Source organism: Paraburkholderia guartelaensis (assembly GCF_004353905.1).
GTDB lineage: Bacteria > Pseudomonadota > Gammaproteobacteria > Burkholderiales > Burkholderiaceae > Paraburkholderia > Paraburkholderia guartelaensis.
In genome coordinates this window covers 106,512-121,831 of record NZ_SMOD01000006.1, presented here as the reverse complement: position 1 = coordinate 121,831, position 15,320 = coordinate 106,512, and the positions used below count along the sequence as shown (strand labels likewise).

The following is a 15,320-nucleotide window of genomic DNA, read 5'->3' as shown; positions in this document are numbered from 1 at the left end:
CATGCAACATAGTTGCGCGTTACACCACCGCTGCGAGGGCGAAGGTAAGCCCGAGGCCCAGCAGCGAAATAATGGTCTCCAGCAACGACCAGGTCTTGAACGTTTGACCCACGGTCATGCCGAAATATTCCTTGATCAGCCAGAATCCGCCGTCGTTGACGTGCGAGAAGATCAGCGAGCCCGAGCCCGTGGCGAGCACGAGCAGTTCCGGCTTCACAGTCATGGCGCTAGCCGATGCAATGGGCGCGACGATGCCGCATGCCGTGGTCATCGCCACTGTGGCCGAGCCGGTTGCGAGACGGATCAGAGCGGCGACCATCCAGCCGAGCAAAAGCGGCGAGAGATGCTCATTCTGCGCCAGTTCGACGATCTGCTTCGAGACACCGCTGTCCATCAGCACACGGCCGAAGCCGCCGCCCGCGCCCACGATCAGCGTGATGCCCGCGATCGGCGCAAGACAGTCGCCGCAGAACTTCTGGATCTGCTCGCGCGTGAAGCCGCGTTGCGCGCCGAAGGTCCAGAAGCTTACCAGCACGGCGATCAGCAGCGCGACGTCCGAGGTGCCGATAAAGTGCAACAAGTTGTTCGGCAGCGTTTTCGGCTCGAATACGAGATCGGCCCAGCTGCCGATCAGCATGAGGATCACGGGCAGCAGGATCGTGAAGAGCGTGATGCCGAAGCCCGGCAACTCGCTATCGGGCTTGGGGTCGGCCTTGCTCACGAACTGCTCGGAAAGCGGATTGCTCTCGGGCAGTTTGATGTAGCGGTGAATGAAGAGCGCGAAGAGCGGCCCGGCGATGATGGCCGTGGGCACGCCCACGAGCAGGCCGTAAGCGATGGTCCTGCCGATGTCGGCGTGATACGCCTGCACGGCGAGGAGCGCGGCCGGGTGCGGCGGAATCAGCCCGTGCACGACCGAAAGGCCTGCCACCATCGGCAGGCCGATCAGCAGCAGCGACTTGCCCGTGCGCTTGGCGACGTTGAATGCGATCGGAATGAGCAGCACGAAGCCGACTTCGAAGAACACCGGCAAGCCGACGATGATCGCGACGACCATCATCGCCCAGTGAATGTTCTTCTCGCCGAACCAGCGAATGAGCGTCGTGGCAATGCGCTCGGCGCCGCCCGACTCCGCCATCATCTTGCCGAGCATCGTGCCGAGGCCCACCACGATGGCGATGTGGCCGAGCGTGTTGCCGTTACCGGTTTCGAACGACTTGACGATCTGATCCATCGGCATGCCGACGGCGAGGCCGAGCAGCAGCGAAACGATGATCAGGACGAGAAACGGATAAACCTTGAAGCGCGTGATCAGCAGGATCAGCGCGGCAATCGCGACGAGCGCGTAAATCAGCAGCATGCTGCCGTGGGCCACTCCCATGAGGCTCCTCTCCAGGTAGTTGTTCGAAGTCCTTTTGCCCTGTGCGGCGACGGATGCGCGCGGCAGCGGCCCACGCGGGACAAAAGCCGGCCGTCGCCGGGCCGGGGATTGTAGAGCTTATAACGACTTTTGGTGCAGCGTACTTAAAAGACACGCGAGCCGCGCAAAGCGCGCCCCTGTCAGGCGGCATTTGCGCGGCTCGTTGCACGCCCCTCGTACACGCGGGGCGCGGCATTCCGGTCTTCGTTGCGCCGCAACACGCGGCGCGTCACAGCATCGAGCAGAAGCGCGCGATTAGCGCACCGGACGCGACAGCTCGCTTGCGGCGTGCGCAAGGCGCGTGACTTCGTCCCAGTTCTGCGCGGCGATGGCCGCCTTCGGCGTGAGCCACGAGCCACCCACGCACACCACGTTGGGCAGCGCGAGGAAGGTCGGCGCGGATTCGGCGCTGATACCGCCCGTCGGGCAGAACTTGAGCGTCGGGAACGGGCCGTGGAAGGCCTGCAGCATATTCAGGCCACCGGCCGGAACCGCCGGGAAGAACTTGACGATCTCGTAGCCCAGTTCCATCGCGACGATGATGTCGGTCGGCGTCATCACGCCCGGCAGCAGCGGCAGGCCCGCGTCGAGCGAAGCCTGATGGATCTCGCGCGTGAGGCCCGGCGAAACGCCAAACTGTGCGCCGGCCTTCTTCGCGAGCGCGCAGTGCTCGGGCTTCGTGATCGTGCCCACGCCCACGACGATGTCCGGCGCGATCTTCGCGGCGCGCTCGATGGCTTCGAGGCCGGCCTTCGTGCGCAGCGTGATTTCGAGCACCTTCACGCCGCCCGCGTGGAGCGCGCGGGAAACGTGCTCGCCCTGCTCCGGCGTATCGAATGCGAGCACCGGGATAACGGGACCGAGGCGAACGATGTCGGCGACTGTGCTATTTGCCATGTTCAGGCTCCTTGATGATGAATTTAGTTCGCGGCGTGGGCCGGCGCATGGGCGGCAGCCGCGGCCGGTGCGGGCGCGGCCTGCTCGCCCACGAGCGGACCGAACACCGTGGCGCCCAGCTCCGCCGGCGCGGCGGTGGCGCGGAACACGCCGAACAGCTCGCGGCCAAAGCCCACTTCATTGAGTTCCTGGTGCGCGGGCTGCGCGACCGGGCGGGCGTCCCACTCAGCGGCATCCACTTCGACGTCGAGCACGCCTTCCACCGCGTCGATCACGATCGTATCGCCGTCGCGTACCTTGCCGATCGGGCCGTGCAGCAGCGTTTCCGGCGAAACGTGGATGACCGCGGGCACCTTGCCCGACGCGCCCGACATGCGCCCGTCAGTCACGAGCGCCACGTGAAAGCCCTTGTCCTGCATCACGCCGAGCAACGGCGTGAGGCGGTGCAGCTCCGGCATGCCATTGGCGCGCGCGCCCTGGAAGCGCACCACGGCCACGAAATCGCGCTCGAGTTCGCCGCGGTCGAACGCTTCCTGCACGGCTTCCTGCGAATCGAACACGATGGCAGGCGCACGCACCTTGCGGCGCTCCGGCGCGACAGCGGAGACCTTGATGACGCCACGGCCGAGACGCCCCTGCATCAGACGCAGGCCGCCGTCCGGCTGGAACGGCGTCGGGAGCGGACGCAGCACGGTCTCGTCGGCGCTCTTCTCGACCGCCGGCACCCAGGTGAGCTTGCCGTCGATGAGCTTCGGCTCCTCGGTGTAATGACGCAGCCCACGGCCCGCAACGGTATTCACGTCTTCGTGCAGCAGCCCGCCGTCGAGCAGTTCGCGCACGAGGAAGGCGATGCCGCCTGCCGCGTGGAAATGATTCACGTCGGCCTTGCCGTTCGGATAGACGCGCGCGAGCAGCGGCACGGCGTCCGAAAGCACGTCGAAGTCGTTCCAGTCGATGATGATGCCCGCCGCCCGCGCCATCGCCACGAGGTGCAGCGTATGGTTGGTCGAGCCGCCCGTCGCCATCAGCGCGACGATGCCGTTGATCACGGCCTTCTCGTCGACCACGTGGCCGATCGGCGTGTAATTGCCGCGTTCGACGGTGAGCTCAAGCACGCGGCGCGCCGCAGCGGCGGTGAGTTCGTCGCGCAACGGCGTATGCGGATGGATGAAGGCCGAACCCGGCAGATGCAGGCCCATGATTTCCATGAGCATCTGGTTGCTGTTGGCCGTGCCGTAGAACGTGCAGGTGCCGTGGCCGTGATACGCGGCGGCTTCGGATTCGAGCAGCGCCGCGCGATCGCATTGGCCGGTGGCGAACTGCTGGCGCACCTTGGCCTTGTCGTCGTTCGTGATGCCGCTCGTCATCGGGCCGGCGGGCACGAAAATGGTCGGCAGATGGCCGAATTGCAGCGCGCCGATCAAGAGGCCCGGCACGATCTTGTCGCACACGCCGAGGCACAGCGCCGCATCGAACATGTTGTGCGTGAGCGCAACGGCCGTGCTCATCGCGATCACTTCACGCGAAAAGAGCGACAGCTCCATGCCGGCGTTGCCTTGCGTCACGCCATCGCACATCGCCGGCACGCCGCCCGCGAACTGCGCGACGCCGCCGCCTTCGCGGGCCGCCTTCTTGATGATGTCGGGGAAATCCTTGTAGGGCGCGTGAGCCGAGAGCATCTCGTTGTATGCCGAGACGATGCCGATATTGGGCTCGCGAATCGACTTGATCGAGATCTTGTCGCGGCCTTCAAGGCCGGCGAAACCGTGGGCCAGATTCGCGCATGAGAGTGCGCCGCGCGCCGGGAACCGGTCCTGAGCCGCCGCGATGCGCGCCAGATAGGCCTCGCGCGTGGGCTTGCTGCGCTCGATCACGCGCTGCGTGACCTTCATCAATTGAGAATGCGGGGAAACCATCGAATCTCCTTCCTTCTTGTCACGGCGGGGACGCTCGGGGCCAGATCAGGCGCACTTTGGGCGCACCAGACAGCGATGGCGCGATGTTAGTAGAAAAACTACAAGACGACAATCCCGGTAAGACCCTGGGAGCGCAACGTTAAACGAACGCCTAGTCTCATTATCTACAGGCCTTGCGCGTTGATGCGCGCAGGAACCGGAAAGAAGCAAAAGGCGATCCTGTAGTTTTTGTACATAACGTCTGATCCGTTATAGTCCACGGATCTTTCAGCATAGTGCGAGTTTCTAGATGCTGCTGTCCCAGGTGAAAGCCATGCGCGAGCAATTGCGCCCTTCGGAGCGCAAGCTCGCCGATTACGTGATTCAGGCTCCGCGCGAGGTGCTCGATCTGTCGATGACCGAGGTTGCCGAGCGCGCGGGCGTGAGCCAGCCGACCATCGCGCGGTTCTGCCATGCGTTGGGATTCTCGGGATTCCGGGAGTTCAAGATTCGGCTCGCGCAGGCCGTTGCCGCGGATCTGCCGACCGAGCATCCGGCCGTGTACCGCGACGTGAGACCGGACGAGCCCGTGCCTGGCGTCGCAGCCAAGGTGCTCGAGCGCACCATCGGCGCGCTCGTGCAGGTGCGCAACAACCTCTCCACGGACTCGCTCGCCGCGGCGATCGGCCTGCTCGCACATGCGGCGCGTATCGAGTTCTACGGCGCGGGCGGCTCGGGCATCGCCGCACAGGACATGCAGCACAAGTTCTTTCGCCTCGGCATGCCGAGCGTGGCGTATTCAGACCCGCATACGTTCCTGATGTCGGCAGCGTTACTGGGACCCGGCGATGTGGTCGTGGCGATCTCGAACACGGGGCGCACGCGCGACATCGTGGACGCCGCGCGCACGGCGCTCGATCGCGGCGCGAAGGTAATCGCCATTACGCATGGCACTTCGCCGCTCGCGCGTCTTGCGAGCGTCGGCCTGCACGCGAACGTGGATGAGGACACCGACGTCTTCTCACCGATGACTTCGCGGACTTCACATCTCGCGATCGGCGACATTCTCGCGGTCGGTGTCGCGCTGCAGCGCGGTCCGGAGCTTGCGGAGAAACTCGCCGATGCGAAGGAGATCATCGCGCGAAGAAGGCTGGACGCGAACAGTTGAACATCAGCGCCTTACGTCGCTCGGCAGAGCCTGGTGTTTCAGCCTGACGCGGATTGGGAGAGGACGGAGGATATCGAGCGTCAGAACGGCTTGATGACGGCGAGCGCCACCGCCGCCAGCATGCCGAGCACGGGAAGCTCGTTGAACATGCGGTACCACTTGTCGGAGCGGCGGTTCTCGCCGCGTTCGAAGGTCTTCAGCAAACGACCGCAGTACGCGTGATAGACGATGAGCAGCACCACCACGCCCACTTTCGCGTGGATCCAGCCCTGGCCGCGCCCGATGCCCACCACGAGCCACAGCCACAGCCCGCACAAGAGCGCGGGCACGGCGATCATCGTCATGAATCGGTAGAGCTTGCGCGCCATGATCAGCAGGCGCTTGACGGCCGCCGGCTCAGTTTCCATCGCGAGGTTCACGAAGATGCGCGGCAGGTAGAACAGGCCCGCGAACCACGAGGCGATGAGCACGATGTGAAACGTCTTGACCCAGAGCATCGACATTATTTTTTCTTCTTCGTGAGCGATTGTGCAACGAGGCGGCGCGTCACGCCGTGCTCCGCCCCGTGCGATGCGTGACTATTGACGGCCTTCGCCGTGGCCGAGGACCACGTACTTCAGCGAAGTCAGCCCTTCCAGGCCGACCGGGCCGCGCGCATGCAGCTTGTCGTTCGAAATGCCGATCTCCGCACCCAGACCGAACTCGAATCCGTCGGCAAAGCGCGTCGAGGCGTTGACCATCACGCTCGCCGAGTCGACTTCGCGCAGGAAACGCATGGCGCGGTCGTGATCTTCGGTGACGATCGCATCCGTGTGGTGCGAGCCGTAGGCGTTGATGTGCTCGATCGCGTCGTCGAGCGTATCGACCACCTTCACCGCCAGCACGGGCGCGAGGTACTCGGTACGCCAGTCCTCTTCGGTCGCATCCACCAGCGGACCCACGCCCGCGTCGGCGAGAATCGAGCGCGCCGCGGCATCGACGCGCAGTTCGACTTCCTTCTCGCGATACAGGCGGCCAAGCGGCGGCAGCACGTCGTGCGCGATGCCGCGCGCCACGAGCAGCGTCTCCATCGTGTTGCAGGTGCCGTAGCGGTGCGTCTTGGCGTTGTCGCACACGGTCAGCGCTTTCGCGAGATCGGCTCGGTCGTCCACGTAGACATGGCAGATGCCGTCGAGGTGCTTGATCATCGGCACGCGTGCTTCGGCCATCAGGCGCTCAATCAGGCTCTTGCCGCCGCGCGGCACGATCACATCCACGTATTCCGTCATCGTGATGAGCTTGCCGACGGCCGCGCGGTCAGCGGTCTCGACCACTTGCACCGCATCCTGCGGCAATCCCGCCGCAGCCAGCCCTTCGCCAATCAGCTTCGCGAGCGCTGTATTGCATTCGAGCGCCTCGGAGCCGCCGCGCAGAATTGTCGCGTTGCCCGACTTCAGGCACAACGCGGCCGCGTCGATCGTCACGTTGGGCCGCGACTCGTAGATGATGCCGATCACGCCCAGCGGCACGCGCATCTGACCCACCTGAATGCCGCTCGGACGGAACTTGAGGTTGCTGATCTCGCCGATCGGGTCGGGCAGCGCCATCACCTGGCGCAGGCCTTCAACCATGGTCTTGAGCGCCTTGTCCGACAGCGTGAGGCGGTCGATGAAGGCCGCGTCGTGGCCCTTTTCCTTCGCGCGCGCGAGGTCGCGTGCGTTCGCATCCTTTAATTGCTGCGCGTCGCGCTCGATGGCTTGCGCCACCGCTTCGAGCGCCGCGTTCTTTGCGGCGGTCGTGGCTCGTGCCATCGCGCGCGAAGCGTTGCGTGCGCGGCGGCCGAGGTCGGTCATGTACTGGTCGATATCCATGGTGTCTTTCGTCATGCGGCGCGTGAGGCGCAGTCAGATGAGCTGCCCAAGCGCGGTTCGATTCAAAGCGGTTCAGCCCGATTTTAAGGCGAGCCACCAAGGTTTGCTGGAGATGGCCGGGCGGCTCGGCAGGTGCACCGGCCGTGCGGCGGGCGGAAAGCAGGCGCCGAAGGCCGGTTCAGGCAAGCGCGAAACGCTTCAGCCTGGCCGGCGCGACGGCCCTGCGGTGCGCGGTCGGGCTGCAGCCGCTGCGGCGGCTGCAGCCGCGGCTGGGCCAGTTGGCTGAGCACCCGGCTGTGCGCGCCCAGGCGCCGCCGCGCCGCGCGCACCGGCGGCGGCGCGCGCCTGCGGTGCACCGTCGCGAGGGGCGGCCACGGTCATGGCGAGTTCGAACAGGCCGTCCCAGGCATCGGGCGGCAGCGCATTACGCCAGTCGGCGCGCGATTGACCCGACAGCCCCTTGACCTGGCGGTCGAGGCGCGCCGCGAGCGCGAGACCGCGCTCCAGCGTCGCTTCACTCAGGCGCGACAGCGCCGGCCCGATGAGCCGCTCGCGCGGCCCCCACACGCGGTTCTCGCGCAGCAGCATGGCGAGCGGCTTGCCCGCCGCCACGCCGCGCTTGATGCGCAACAGCGTGCGGATTTCCTCGACCACGGCCCACAGCACCAGCACCGAAGCCTCGCCTTCGCCCTGCAGCCCGTCGAGCATGCGCGCGAGACGGCCAACGTCACCTGTAAGCATCGCTTCGTTGAGCTTGAATACGTCGTAGCGCGCGACGTTGAGCACGGCGTCGTGAATCTGCTCGAAGCTCAGCACACCTTGCGGATACAGCAGCCCAAGCTTCTGGATTTCCTGATGCGCCGCCAGCAGGTTGCCTTCCACCCGCTCCGCCACGAATTGCAGCGCGCGCCGGCCGTCCTCGCCGGGCGCCACGCGCTGGCCTTGCAGCGCCAGACGCTGGCCGATCCAGTTCGGCAGCGCCGCGCGCTCGACGGGATCGATCTTCAGCGCGACACCGCTCTCGGCCAGCGCCGTGAACCACGCAGACTTCTGCGTGGCAGCGTCGAGGCGCGGCAGCGTGACGAGCATCAGCACATCGGGATTCGAGGCGGCGGCGAGCGTCTTGAGCGCGTCCGCGCCTTCCTTGCCGGGCTTGCCCGACGGAATGCGCAACTCCACCAGTTGGCGATCGCCGAACAGCGACATCGACTGGCTCGCGCCGAGCAGCGAACTCCAGTCGAAGCCGCGCTCGACGGTGAACACCGAGCGGTCGGTAAAGCCCGCCGCGCGCGCAGCCGCGCGGATGCGGTCGCACGCCTCCTGGGCGAGCAGGTGTTCGTCGCCATAGACGACGTACAGGCCGGCCAGCCCTCTCGCGAGGTGCGGTTCGAGTGCGTCGGGTCGCAGTTGCATGTCGCTCGGTCGAAGGTCGCTCAGAAGATGGAAACAGTGCGCATTACAGCGGCGGCGGCGGCAGCGGTGCGCGCGGGGCGACACCCGGCACGACCTGATCGGGCGTCGGGTTGATCGATTTCAGCACGGCAAGGCGCCGCATGAGCTGGTCGACGGCGTCGTTCTGCATGTCGGTGAACAGCAGTTCGGCTTCCTGCGACTTGGCGGTCGAGTACTGATCGCTATAAGTCATCGCTCGGTTCAGCGAAATCGCGCTCGGCTGGATCAGCACGGTTCCGTCCGGTCTCGTCAACGTATAGCTCAGCGAATAGTTGACCTGATATTCCACGACCGCGCCGAGCGAATTGAGCGTGAGTGTGCTGAAACTGCGCCCTTCGGACAAGTGCAGCACGGCGTCGGCATTGGCCACCGAGTCGACCACCACCGAATCGCTGCCGCCTTCGACCATACGCGAGAGGCGCCCGGCGAGCGGCGGCGGCGCGCCGACCACGGCGAGGCGCTTGAAGGCGAAGTTCTCCTCGCCGCGCAGCTGGAAGCCGCACGCCGAGAGGGCCAGCGCGCTGCCCGCGACGAGCGGGAACAACCTGAGAAACGATCTGCGAATCACATGGACTCCCTGGGTTCGCGACAGAGTCGCCGGTGTCGGCTGAGCGGCGCCGCACGTGCTTCGCGCGCTACGCCGCTCGACATGGCCTTGGTTTGCCTCGTTAGACCACGACGTTCACGAGGCGTCCCGGCACGACGATGATCTTCTTCGGTGCGCGGCCTTCCGCGAACTTGACGAACATCTCGTGCGCGAGGGCGGCCGCTTCGATCGCGTCCTTCGGTGCGTCCTTGGCCACCGTCACGGCGCCGCGCACCTTGCCGTTCACCTGCAGCACGAGTTCGATCTCGGCCTGCTCCAGCGCCTTTTCGTCGACCTTCGGCCACGGTGCGTCGAGCAGCGTGCCGTATTCGTCGCCGTAACCGAGCGCCTTCCAGAGTTCGAACGCGATGTGCGGCACGACCGGGTACAGCACGCGCAGCAGCACGCCGAACGTTTCGCGCTGCACGCCCGCACCGGCACCCTTGGCGCCGTCGATGGCGTTGAGCATCTTCATCGCCGCCGAAACCACGGTGTTGTACTGCAGGCGCTGGTAGTCGAAGTCGGCCTGCTTGAGCACGCTATAGACTTCGCGGCGCAGCGTCTTTTCGACGTCCGTGAGCGCGGCCGCGTCGAACGCGGCGCGCGACTTGATCGCTTCGGCGTTCGCATGGCCGAAGGCCCACACACGGCGCAGGAATCGGCTCGCGCCTTCCACACCGGCGCCCGACCATTCGAGCTGCTGCTCGGGAGGCGCCGCAAACATCGTGAACAGACGCGCCGTGTCTGCGCCGTACTGGTCGATCAGCACCTGCGGGTCGACGCCGTTGTTCTTCGACTTCGACATCTTCTCCACGCCGCCCAGCACCACGGACTGGCCGTCGCTGTTGAGCGTCGCGCCGATCGGGCGGCCCTTGTCGTCGTGCGTGACGGTCACGTCGGCCGGGTTGTACCAGGTCTTCTTGCCCGCAGCGTCTTCGCGGTAGAAGGTTTCGTTGAGCACCATGCCCTGCGTGAGCAGGTTCTTGGCCGGCTCGCCGAACTTCACGAGGCCGAGGTCGCGCGAAACCTTCGCCCAGAAGCGCGAGTACAAGAGGTGAAGAATGGCGTGCTCGATACCGCCGATGTACTGGTCCATCGGCATCCAGTAATCGGTGCGCTCGTCGACCATGTTCACGGCATCCGGCGCGGCGTAGCGATAGAAGTACCACGACGAGTCGACGAAGGTGTCCATCGTGTCGGTTTCGCGCTTCGCGTCAGCGCCGCACGTCGGGCACTTGCAGTTCAGGAAGGCTTCCGACTTCGCGAGCGGGTTGCCCGTGCCGTCCGGCACGAGGTCTTCCGGCAGCACGACCGGCAGATCCTTTTCGGGCACCGGCACGTCGCCGCAACTCGGGCAGTGGATGATCGGAATCGGCGTGCCCCAATAGCGCTGGCGCGAAATGCCCCAGTCGCGCAGGCGCCACGTGACCTGCTTGTCGCCGAGGTCGAGCGCCTTGAGGTCGGCAGCGACGGCATCTACCGCCGCCGTGTAGGCGAGGCCGTCGTACTTGCCGCTGTTCACGCAGACGGCGCGCTCCTTGTCGCCGTACCATTCCTGCCAGCCGTCGAGCGAGTACGTCTCGCCTTCTGCTGCGATGACCTGCTTGATCGGCAGGTTGTACTTCTGCGCGAACGCGAAATCGCGCTCGTCGTGGCCCGGCACGCCCATCACGGCGCCTTCGCCATAGCTCATCAGCACGTAGTTGCCGATCCACACCTCGACCTTCTCTTGCGTCAGCGGATGCGTGACGAAGAAGCCCGTAGCCATGCCCTTCTTTTCCATCGTGGCCATGTCGGCTTCGGCCACGCCGCCGCGCTTGCATTCGTCGATGAACGGCAGCAGCTCCGGCTTTTCCTGCGCAAGACGCGTGGCGAGCGGATGCTCGGCGGCAATCGCGCAGAAAGTCACGCCCATGATCGTGTCGGCGCGCGTGGTGAAAACGCGCAGCAGCTTCTTCTCGCCGTCCAGTTCGTACGGGAAGCCGAAGTTCACGCCGAAGCTCTTGCCGATCCAGTTCTGCTGCATGATCTTCACGCGCTCGGGCCAGCCGAGGCCGTCGAGGTCGTTCAGCAGTTCATCGGCGTACTGCGTGATGCGCAGGTAGTACATCGGGATTTCGCGCTTTTCCACGAGCGCGCCCGAGCGCCAGCCGCGCCCGTCGATCACCTGCTCGTTGGCGAGCACGGTCTGATCGACCGGGTCCCAGTTCACCGTGCCGGTCTTCTTGTAGGCGATGCCCTTCTCGAGCATCTTCAGGAAGAACCACTGGTTCCACTTGTAGTAGTCGGGCTTGCAGGTGGCGATTTCACGCGACCAGTCGATGGCGAGACCCATCGACTGCATCTGGCCCTTCATGTACTCGATATTGTCGTACGTCCACTTGGCCGGCGGCACGTTATTGGCCATCGCGGCGTTTTCGGCGGGCATGCCGAACGCGTCCCAGCCCATCGGCATCAACGTGTTGTAGCCGTTCATGCGCAGGTAACGGTACATCACGTCGTTGATCGTGTAGTTCCGCACGTGACCCATGTGCAGCTTGCCCGACGGATACGGCAGCATCGAGACGCAGTAGAACTTGGGCTTGTCGGCCTTCTCGGCCGTCCGGTAAGCGTCGGTGGCGCGCCATTCGCCTTGCGCGGCGGATTCGACGTCGGAGGGAACGTATTTTTCGAGCATGGTGTGGATGGTGAACGCTGGAAACGGGCCGTTTCGGTGCCGGATGCACCGGGCCGGCCGTTCACGATACCGGCAGATTGCGGCGGTTTCGCTGGGCCCGTTTTTAAAGGAAACGTTGATTATACCGTTGACTGGCGCGCGCTCAGCGGCGTGCGCAGTGGCGTCTTCAATGAGCGCCGGCGGGCGGCTCGGTCACGAAGCCGAGGCGCGTGAGACCGGCCTGCTGCGCGGCGCCCATCACCTGGGCGATCACGTCGTAGCGCGTCTCGCGCGCGGCGCGCAGTTGCAGCTCGGGCTGCTGCGACTCGGGCTGTTTGCCCGCTGCCGTGAAGCGCGCGCGCAGTTCGTCGAGCGTGATGGGCTGGGCGTTCCAGTAGAGCTTGCCGGCGGCGTCGATGGAGAGCGTGACGGTTTGCGCCGTTTGCTGCGCGGGTTCGGCGGCGACTTTCGGCAAATCGAGCCGGATCGCGTGCGTGAAGAGCGGCGCGGTAATGATGAAAATGACGAGCAGCACGAGCATGACGTCGATGAGCGGCGTCATGTTGATCTCCGACATCGGTGCCGTATCGCGCTTCTTTTCGAGTCCGCCGAATGCCATACGCGTTGCCTCCTACGACTCGGCGCGCGCGCCTTCGCGCAGCGCACCCTGCGCACCTTCGCGGCGCAGCGGCGCGCCTTCCGGCGCGCAGGCATAGGCGTGCAGATCGTGGGCGAAGCCGTCGAGATCGTCGCAAAGCTGGCGCACGAGACGACCCAGCACGTTGTAGGCGAGCACCGCCGGAATCGCGACGACGAGACCGAAGGCCGTCATGATGAGCGCCTCGCCCACCGGGCCGGCCACATTCTCGATCATCGCCTGGCCGCTTGCGGCGATGCTGCCGAGCGCGTGGTAGATGCCCCAGACGGTGCCGAGCAGGCCGACGAACGGCGCCGTGCTGCCCACCGAGGCGAGCAGGACCTGCCCGAATTCGAGGCGGCGCTGCGACGCCTGCAGCGCGCCGCGCAGCGCGCGCAGCACGCGCTCGCCGCGGTCCACGCGTGCGAGCATCATGCCGGGCGTGTCGGCTTCCTCTGCGGCGAGCGCCGCCTGAGCCAACGGCAGGAACACGCGCTCGCGGTCGACCGGACGCATGGCGGCAACGCCGTCGGCGAGCGTGCGCGCCTGCCAGAAGCGCGCAATGGCGCGCGGCCCCTGGCGCTTCGCGCGCAAGAGGATCCAGCTCTTGATGATGAGGAAACACCAGCTCGCGACCGACATGGCGAGCAATACCCACGCAACCGCGTGGGTGACCGCGTCGCCCGTCTGCAGATAGTGAATGACTCCGGAACTCGCTGCCATCGGACCTCGCTCACTGTCCGTCCGGCGCAGGCGCCGGACCGTAGGGGGAACGCTCAGCGCAGGCCGAGCACGTCCTGCATATCGTACAGGCCATGGGCCTTGTCCTGCAGAAAGCGCGCGGCGCGCACGCTGCCTTGCGCGTAGGAAAGGCGGCTCGAGGACTTGTGCGTGATCTCGATGCGCTCGCCGATGCCCGCGAACAGCACCGTATGATCGCCGACGATATCGCCGCCGCGAATCGCCGAAAACCCGATCGTCGACGGGTCGCGCTCGCCCGTCACGCCTTCGCGGCCATACACGGCGCATTCGTCGAGATTACGGCCGAGTGCGTGCGCCACGGCCTCGCCCATCGCAAGCGCGGTGCCCGAAGGTGCGTCCACCTTGTGGCGATGGTGCGCCTCGATGATCTCGATGTCATAGCCGGTTTCGAAAAAGCGCGCCGCATATTCGAGCAGCTTCAGCGTGACGTTCACGCCCACGCTCATGTTGGCCGCGAACACGACGCCGACCTTCTGCGCGGCCGCGCCGAGCTGCGCCTTTTGCTGGGCGTCGAAGCCGGTCGTGCCGATCACCATCTTCACGCCGTGGCGCTGCGCGGCCTCGAGGTGCACGAGCGTGCCTTCGGGGCGCGTGAAATCGATCAGGCAGTCGCTTTGCGCGAAAACCTGCTCAATGTCGTCGGTGATGCGCACGCCAGTGTCCTTGCCGAGGAACGCGCCGGCGTCCTGTCCGATGGCGGCCGAGCCCTTGCGCACGAGCGCGCCCGAAAGCGTGACGTCGGGCGAATTCAGGACGGTTTCGATGAGCATGCGGCCCATGCGGCCCGATGCCCCGGCGATTGCGATTTTCATGAGTCTTCCTGGCAATGTGTCGCTGGCCGCGGTGCCGGGTGCCACCAGGCGCCACGCAGCGCCGCCGCCAAAAAACGCGGCGGCCGGTGGTAGTGACACCCCGGCCGCCGAATCGAAGCGTGGCGCGCCTCGCGCACCACGCCCTGCTTGTGTTACCGGCTGGGTTAGCCGATCAGTTGCTCGGAGCCGCAGCAGCCCCCGAGGCCGGCACCGTGGGCGGCGCGGCGAGCGACGAATCCCGTGCGGGGCCCGAAGGCGCCGCATTGGTGTCGCCGGTACCTTGCGCGCCGGCGGTCGGCCCGACCGGGTTGCTCGGCGGCACGCCCTGGATTTGCGGCTGCGGCTGACGATGCAGCTGAACCTGCGAGGGCATCGTGCCGACGTTCTGCGGCAGCGCCGACGACTGCGGATTACCCGCGCGCACCGACGGCGTGAGGCCCGTCGGCGTTTGCACGGCTTCCGTGGCGCGGTTCGCGGCGGCGGCCGCCTGCGCGTTGGCGTCCTGCGGCAGCGCGTTGGTGGCGGTGCCGACTTCGGACGACGGCGTGCGCGCCGTGTCGCCAACAGTCGGGCCGGTCGCGCTCGAAGCCTGGTCAGGCGCGCTCGCTGCAGCCGCCACCGGCGCCGAAGCGCCCGACGCCGGTGCAGCTGCGACGGCCTTTTTCTTGCCGCTGCGGTCACCGTCGATTTCTGCGAGCAGTTCGAGGTTCGAGGGCAGGTCTTCACCGCCCGACCAACTCGCTACGCGGTCGCCTTCGAACAGCACGACGAAGTCACGCTGCTGGACCACGGCCGTCGAGCCGCGCTTGAAGTAGAAGATGTAGTCCCAGCGGTTCGCATGGAACATGTCGGTAAGGAGCGGCGTACCGAGCAGCTGCTTGACTTCGGCGCGCGACATGCCCACCTTCATCTGCGCCGCGGCTTCCGCCGAGACGAAGTTGCCTTGCACAATGGTAATGCGGTAAGGCGTGATGCTCTGGGCAACACTCTGCGTCACGCTGTTGTAGGTGGAACAGCCGGCGAGCGCCGCGAACGCGGCCGCAGCCAGCAGGGTGCACGCCAGGCGGCCGCCGTGCATGCGCCGGCCGATCGTTGTGAATTCTGGAATCATTTCCCTCACCGTGCGGGCTTTTCGCGAAGCCGCGCGTATTCTGTAGAAGATCGTTCGAAGTTCTGGCGAAAATG

Annotated in this window: 13 protein-coding genes; 1 reads left to right on the top strand and 12 read right to left on the bottom strand. The window is 66.0% G+C overall.

The annotated features are described in order from the left end of the window. Positions 1-19: 19 nt before the first annotated feature. From E1N52_RS09930 to edd, 3 genes are all read right to left on the bottom strand, one after another. Positions 20-1,381: a GntP family permease gene (locus E1N52_RS09930; protein ID WP_133182370.1), complete on the bottom strand. Its 1,362-nt coding sequence runs from the start codon at positions 1,379-1,381 to the stop codon at positions 20-22. Positions 1,382-1,675: 294 nt separating this feature from the next. Continuing rightward, on the bottom strand, positions 1,676-2,317 hold the full coding sequence (eda, locus tag E1N52_RS09925; RefSeq protein ID WP_110385350.1) for a bifunctional 4-hydroxy-2-oxoglutarate aldolase/2-dehydro-3-deoxy-phosphogluconate aldolase: 642 nt from the start codon (positions 2,315-2,317) through the stop codon (positions 1,676-1,678). Positions 2,318-2,340: 23 nt separating this feature from the next. Further along, positions 2,341-4,233 carry a phosphogluconate dehydratase gene (gene edd, locus E1N52_RS09920; protein ID WP_133182368.1) on the bottom strand — a complete coding sequence of 631 codons (1,893 nt, stop codon included), beginning with the start codon at positions 4,231-4,233 and terminating at the stop codon, positions 2,341-2,343. 289 nt (positions 4,234-4,522) lie between these two features. On the opposite strand from edd, the gene E1N52_RS09915 reads away from it, so the two are divergent. Continuing rightward, positions 4,523-5,380, top strand: a complete 858-nt coding sequence (locus E1N52_RS09915; RefSeq protein ID WP_133182367.1) for a MurR/RpiR family transcriptional regulator — start codon at positions 4,523-4,525, stop codon at positions 5,378-5,380. Positions 5,381-5,460: 80 nt separating this feature from the next. On the opposite strand, the gene E1N52_RS09910 is transcribed toward E1N52_RS09915, so the two are convergent. The 9 genes from E1N52_RS09910 to E1N52_RS09870 all read right to left on the bottom strand — a co-directional run bounded on the left by E1N52_RS09910 (position 5,461) and on the right by E1N52_RS09870 (position 15,246). Next, positions 5,461-5,883: a CopD family protein gene (locus E1N52_RS09910; RefSeq protein WP_133182365.1), complete on the bottom strand. Its 423-nt coding sequence runs from the start codon at positions 5,881-5,883 to the stop codon at positions 5,461-5,463. 75 nt (positions 5,884-5,958) lie between these two features. Beyond that, complete coding sequence (locus tag E1N52_RS09905; protein WP_133182612.1) at positions 5,959-7,230, bottom strand: glutamate-5-semialdehyde dehydrogenase; 1,272 nt, start codon at positions 7,228-7,230, stop codon at positions 5,959-5,961. A gap of 198 nt (positions 7,231-7,428) precedes the next feature. Continuing rightward, entirely contained in the window at positions 7,429-8,643 is a 1,215-nt protein-coding gene (gene holA / locus E1N52_RS09900; RefSeq protein ID WP_133182363.1) for a DNA polymerase III subunit delta, read from the bottom strand. Between the two features lie 43 nt (positions 8,644-8,686). Further along, positions 8,687-9,250 (bottom strand): LPS-assembly lipoprotein LptE, encoded by a 564-nt coding sequence (locus tag E1N52_RS09895; RefSeq protein WP_133182361.1) that lies wholly within the window; start codon positions 9,248-9,250, stop codon positions 8,687-8,689. A 100-nt stretch (positions 9,251-9,350) separates the two neighbouring features. Beyond that, positions 9,351-11,945, bottom strand: a complete 2,595-nt coding sequence (gene leuS, locus E1N52_RS09890; protein WP_133182359.1) for a leucine--tRNA ligase — start codon at positions 11,943-11,945, stop codon at positions 9,351-9,353. Positions 11,946-12,111: 166 nt separating this feature from the next. Continuing rightward, positions 12,112-12,543: an ExbD/TolR family protein gene (locus E1N52_RS09885; protein ID WP_133182357.1), complete on the bottom strand. Its 432-nt coding sequence runs from the start codon at positions 12,541-12,543 to the stop codon at positions 12,112-12,114. Positions 12,544-12,555: 12 nt separating this feature from the next. Next, positions 12,556-13,284, bottom strand: coding sequence for a MotA/TolQ/ExbB proton channel family protein (locus E1N52_RS09880; RefSeq protein WP_133182355.1), 729 nt, complete (start codon positions 13,282-13,284; stop codon positions 12,556-12,558). A gap of 53 nt (positions 13,285-13,337) precedes the next feature. After that, entirely contained in the window at positions 13,338-14,135 is a 798-nt protein-coding gene (gene dapB, locus E1N52_RS09875) for a 4-hydroxy-tetrahydrodipicolinate reductase (RefSeq protein ID WP_133182353.1), read from the bottom strand. Between the two features lie 172 nt (positions 14,136-14,307). Next, the gene (locus E1N52_RS09870; protein ID WP_133182351.1) at positions 14,308-15,246 is read right to left on the bottom strand and encodes an outer membrane protein assembly factor BamE; all 939 of its coding nucleotides are present in this window, start codon (positions 15,244-15,246) and stop codon (positions 14,308-14,310) included. Positions 15,247-15,320: the final 74 nt, after the last annotated feature.

Coding starts and splice junctions, on each gene's coding strand:
- E1N52_RS09930 (WP_133182370.1), bottom strand. CDS start 1,381: ATGGGAGTGGCCCACGGCAGCATGCTGCTGATTTACGCGCTCGTCGCG.
- eda (WP_110385350.1), bottom strand. CDS start 2,317: ATGGCAAATAGCACAGTCGCCGACATCGTTCGCCTCGGTCCCGTTATC.
- edd (WP_133182368.1), bottom strand. CDS start 4,233: ATGGTTTCCCCGCATTCTCAATTGATGAAGGTCACGCAGCGCGTGATC.
- E1N52_RS09915 (WP_133182367.1), top strand. CDS start 4,523: ATGCTGCTGTCCCAGGTGAAAGCCATGCGCGAGCAATTGCGCCCTTCG.
- E1N52_RS09910 (WP_133182365.1), bottom strand. CDS start 5,883: ATGTCGATGCTCTGGGTCAAGACGTTTCACATCGTGCTCATCGCCTCG.
- E1N52_RS09905 (WP_133182612.1), bottom strand. CDS start 7,230: ATGGATATCGACCAGTACATGACCGACCTCGGCCGCCGCGCACGCAAC.
- holA (WP_133182363.1), bottom strand. CDS start 8,643: ATGCAACTGCGACCCGACGCACTCGAACCGCACCTCGCGAGAGGGCTG.
- leuS (WP_133182359.1), bottom strand. CDS start 11,945: ATGCTCGAAAAATACGTTCCCTCCGACGTCGAATCCGCCGCGCAAGGC.
- E1N52_RS09885 (WP_133182357.1), bottom strand. CDS start 12,543: ATGGCATTCGGCGGACTCGAAAAGAAGCGCGATACGGCACCGATGTCG.
- E1N52_RS09880 (WP_133182355.1), bottom strand. CDS start 13,284: ATGGCAGCGAGTTCCGGAGTCATTCACTATCTGCAGACGGGCGACGCG.
- dapB (WP_133182353.1), bottom strand. CDS start 14,135: ATGAAAATCGCAATCGCCGGGGCATCGGGCCGCATGGGCCGCATGCTC.
- E1N52_RS09870 (WP_133182351.1), bottom strand. CDS start 15,246: ATGATTCCAGAATTCACAACGATCGGCCGGCGCATGCACGGCGGCCGC.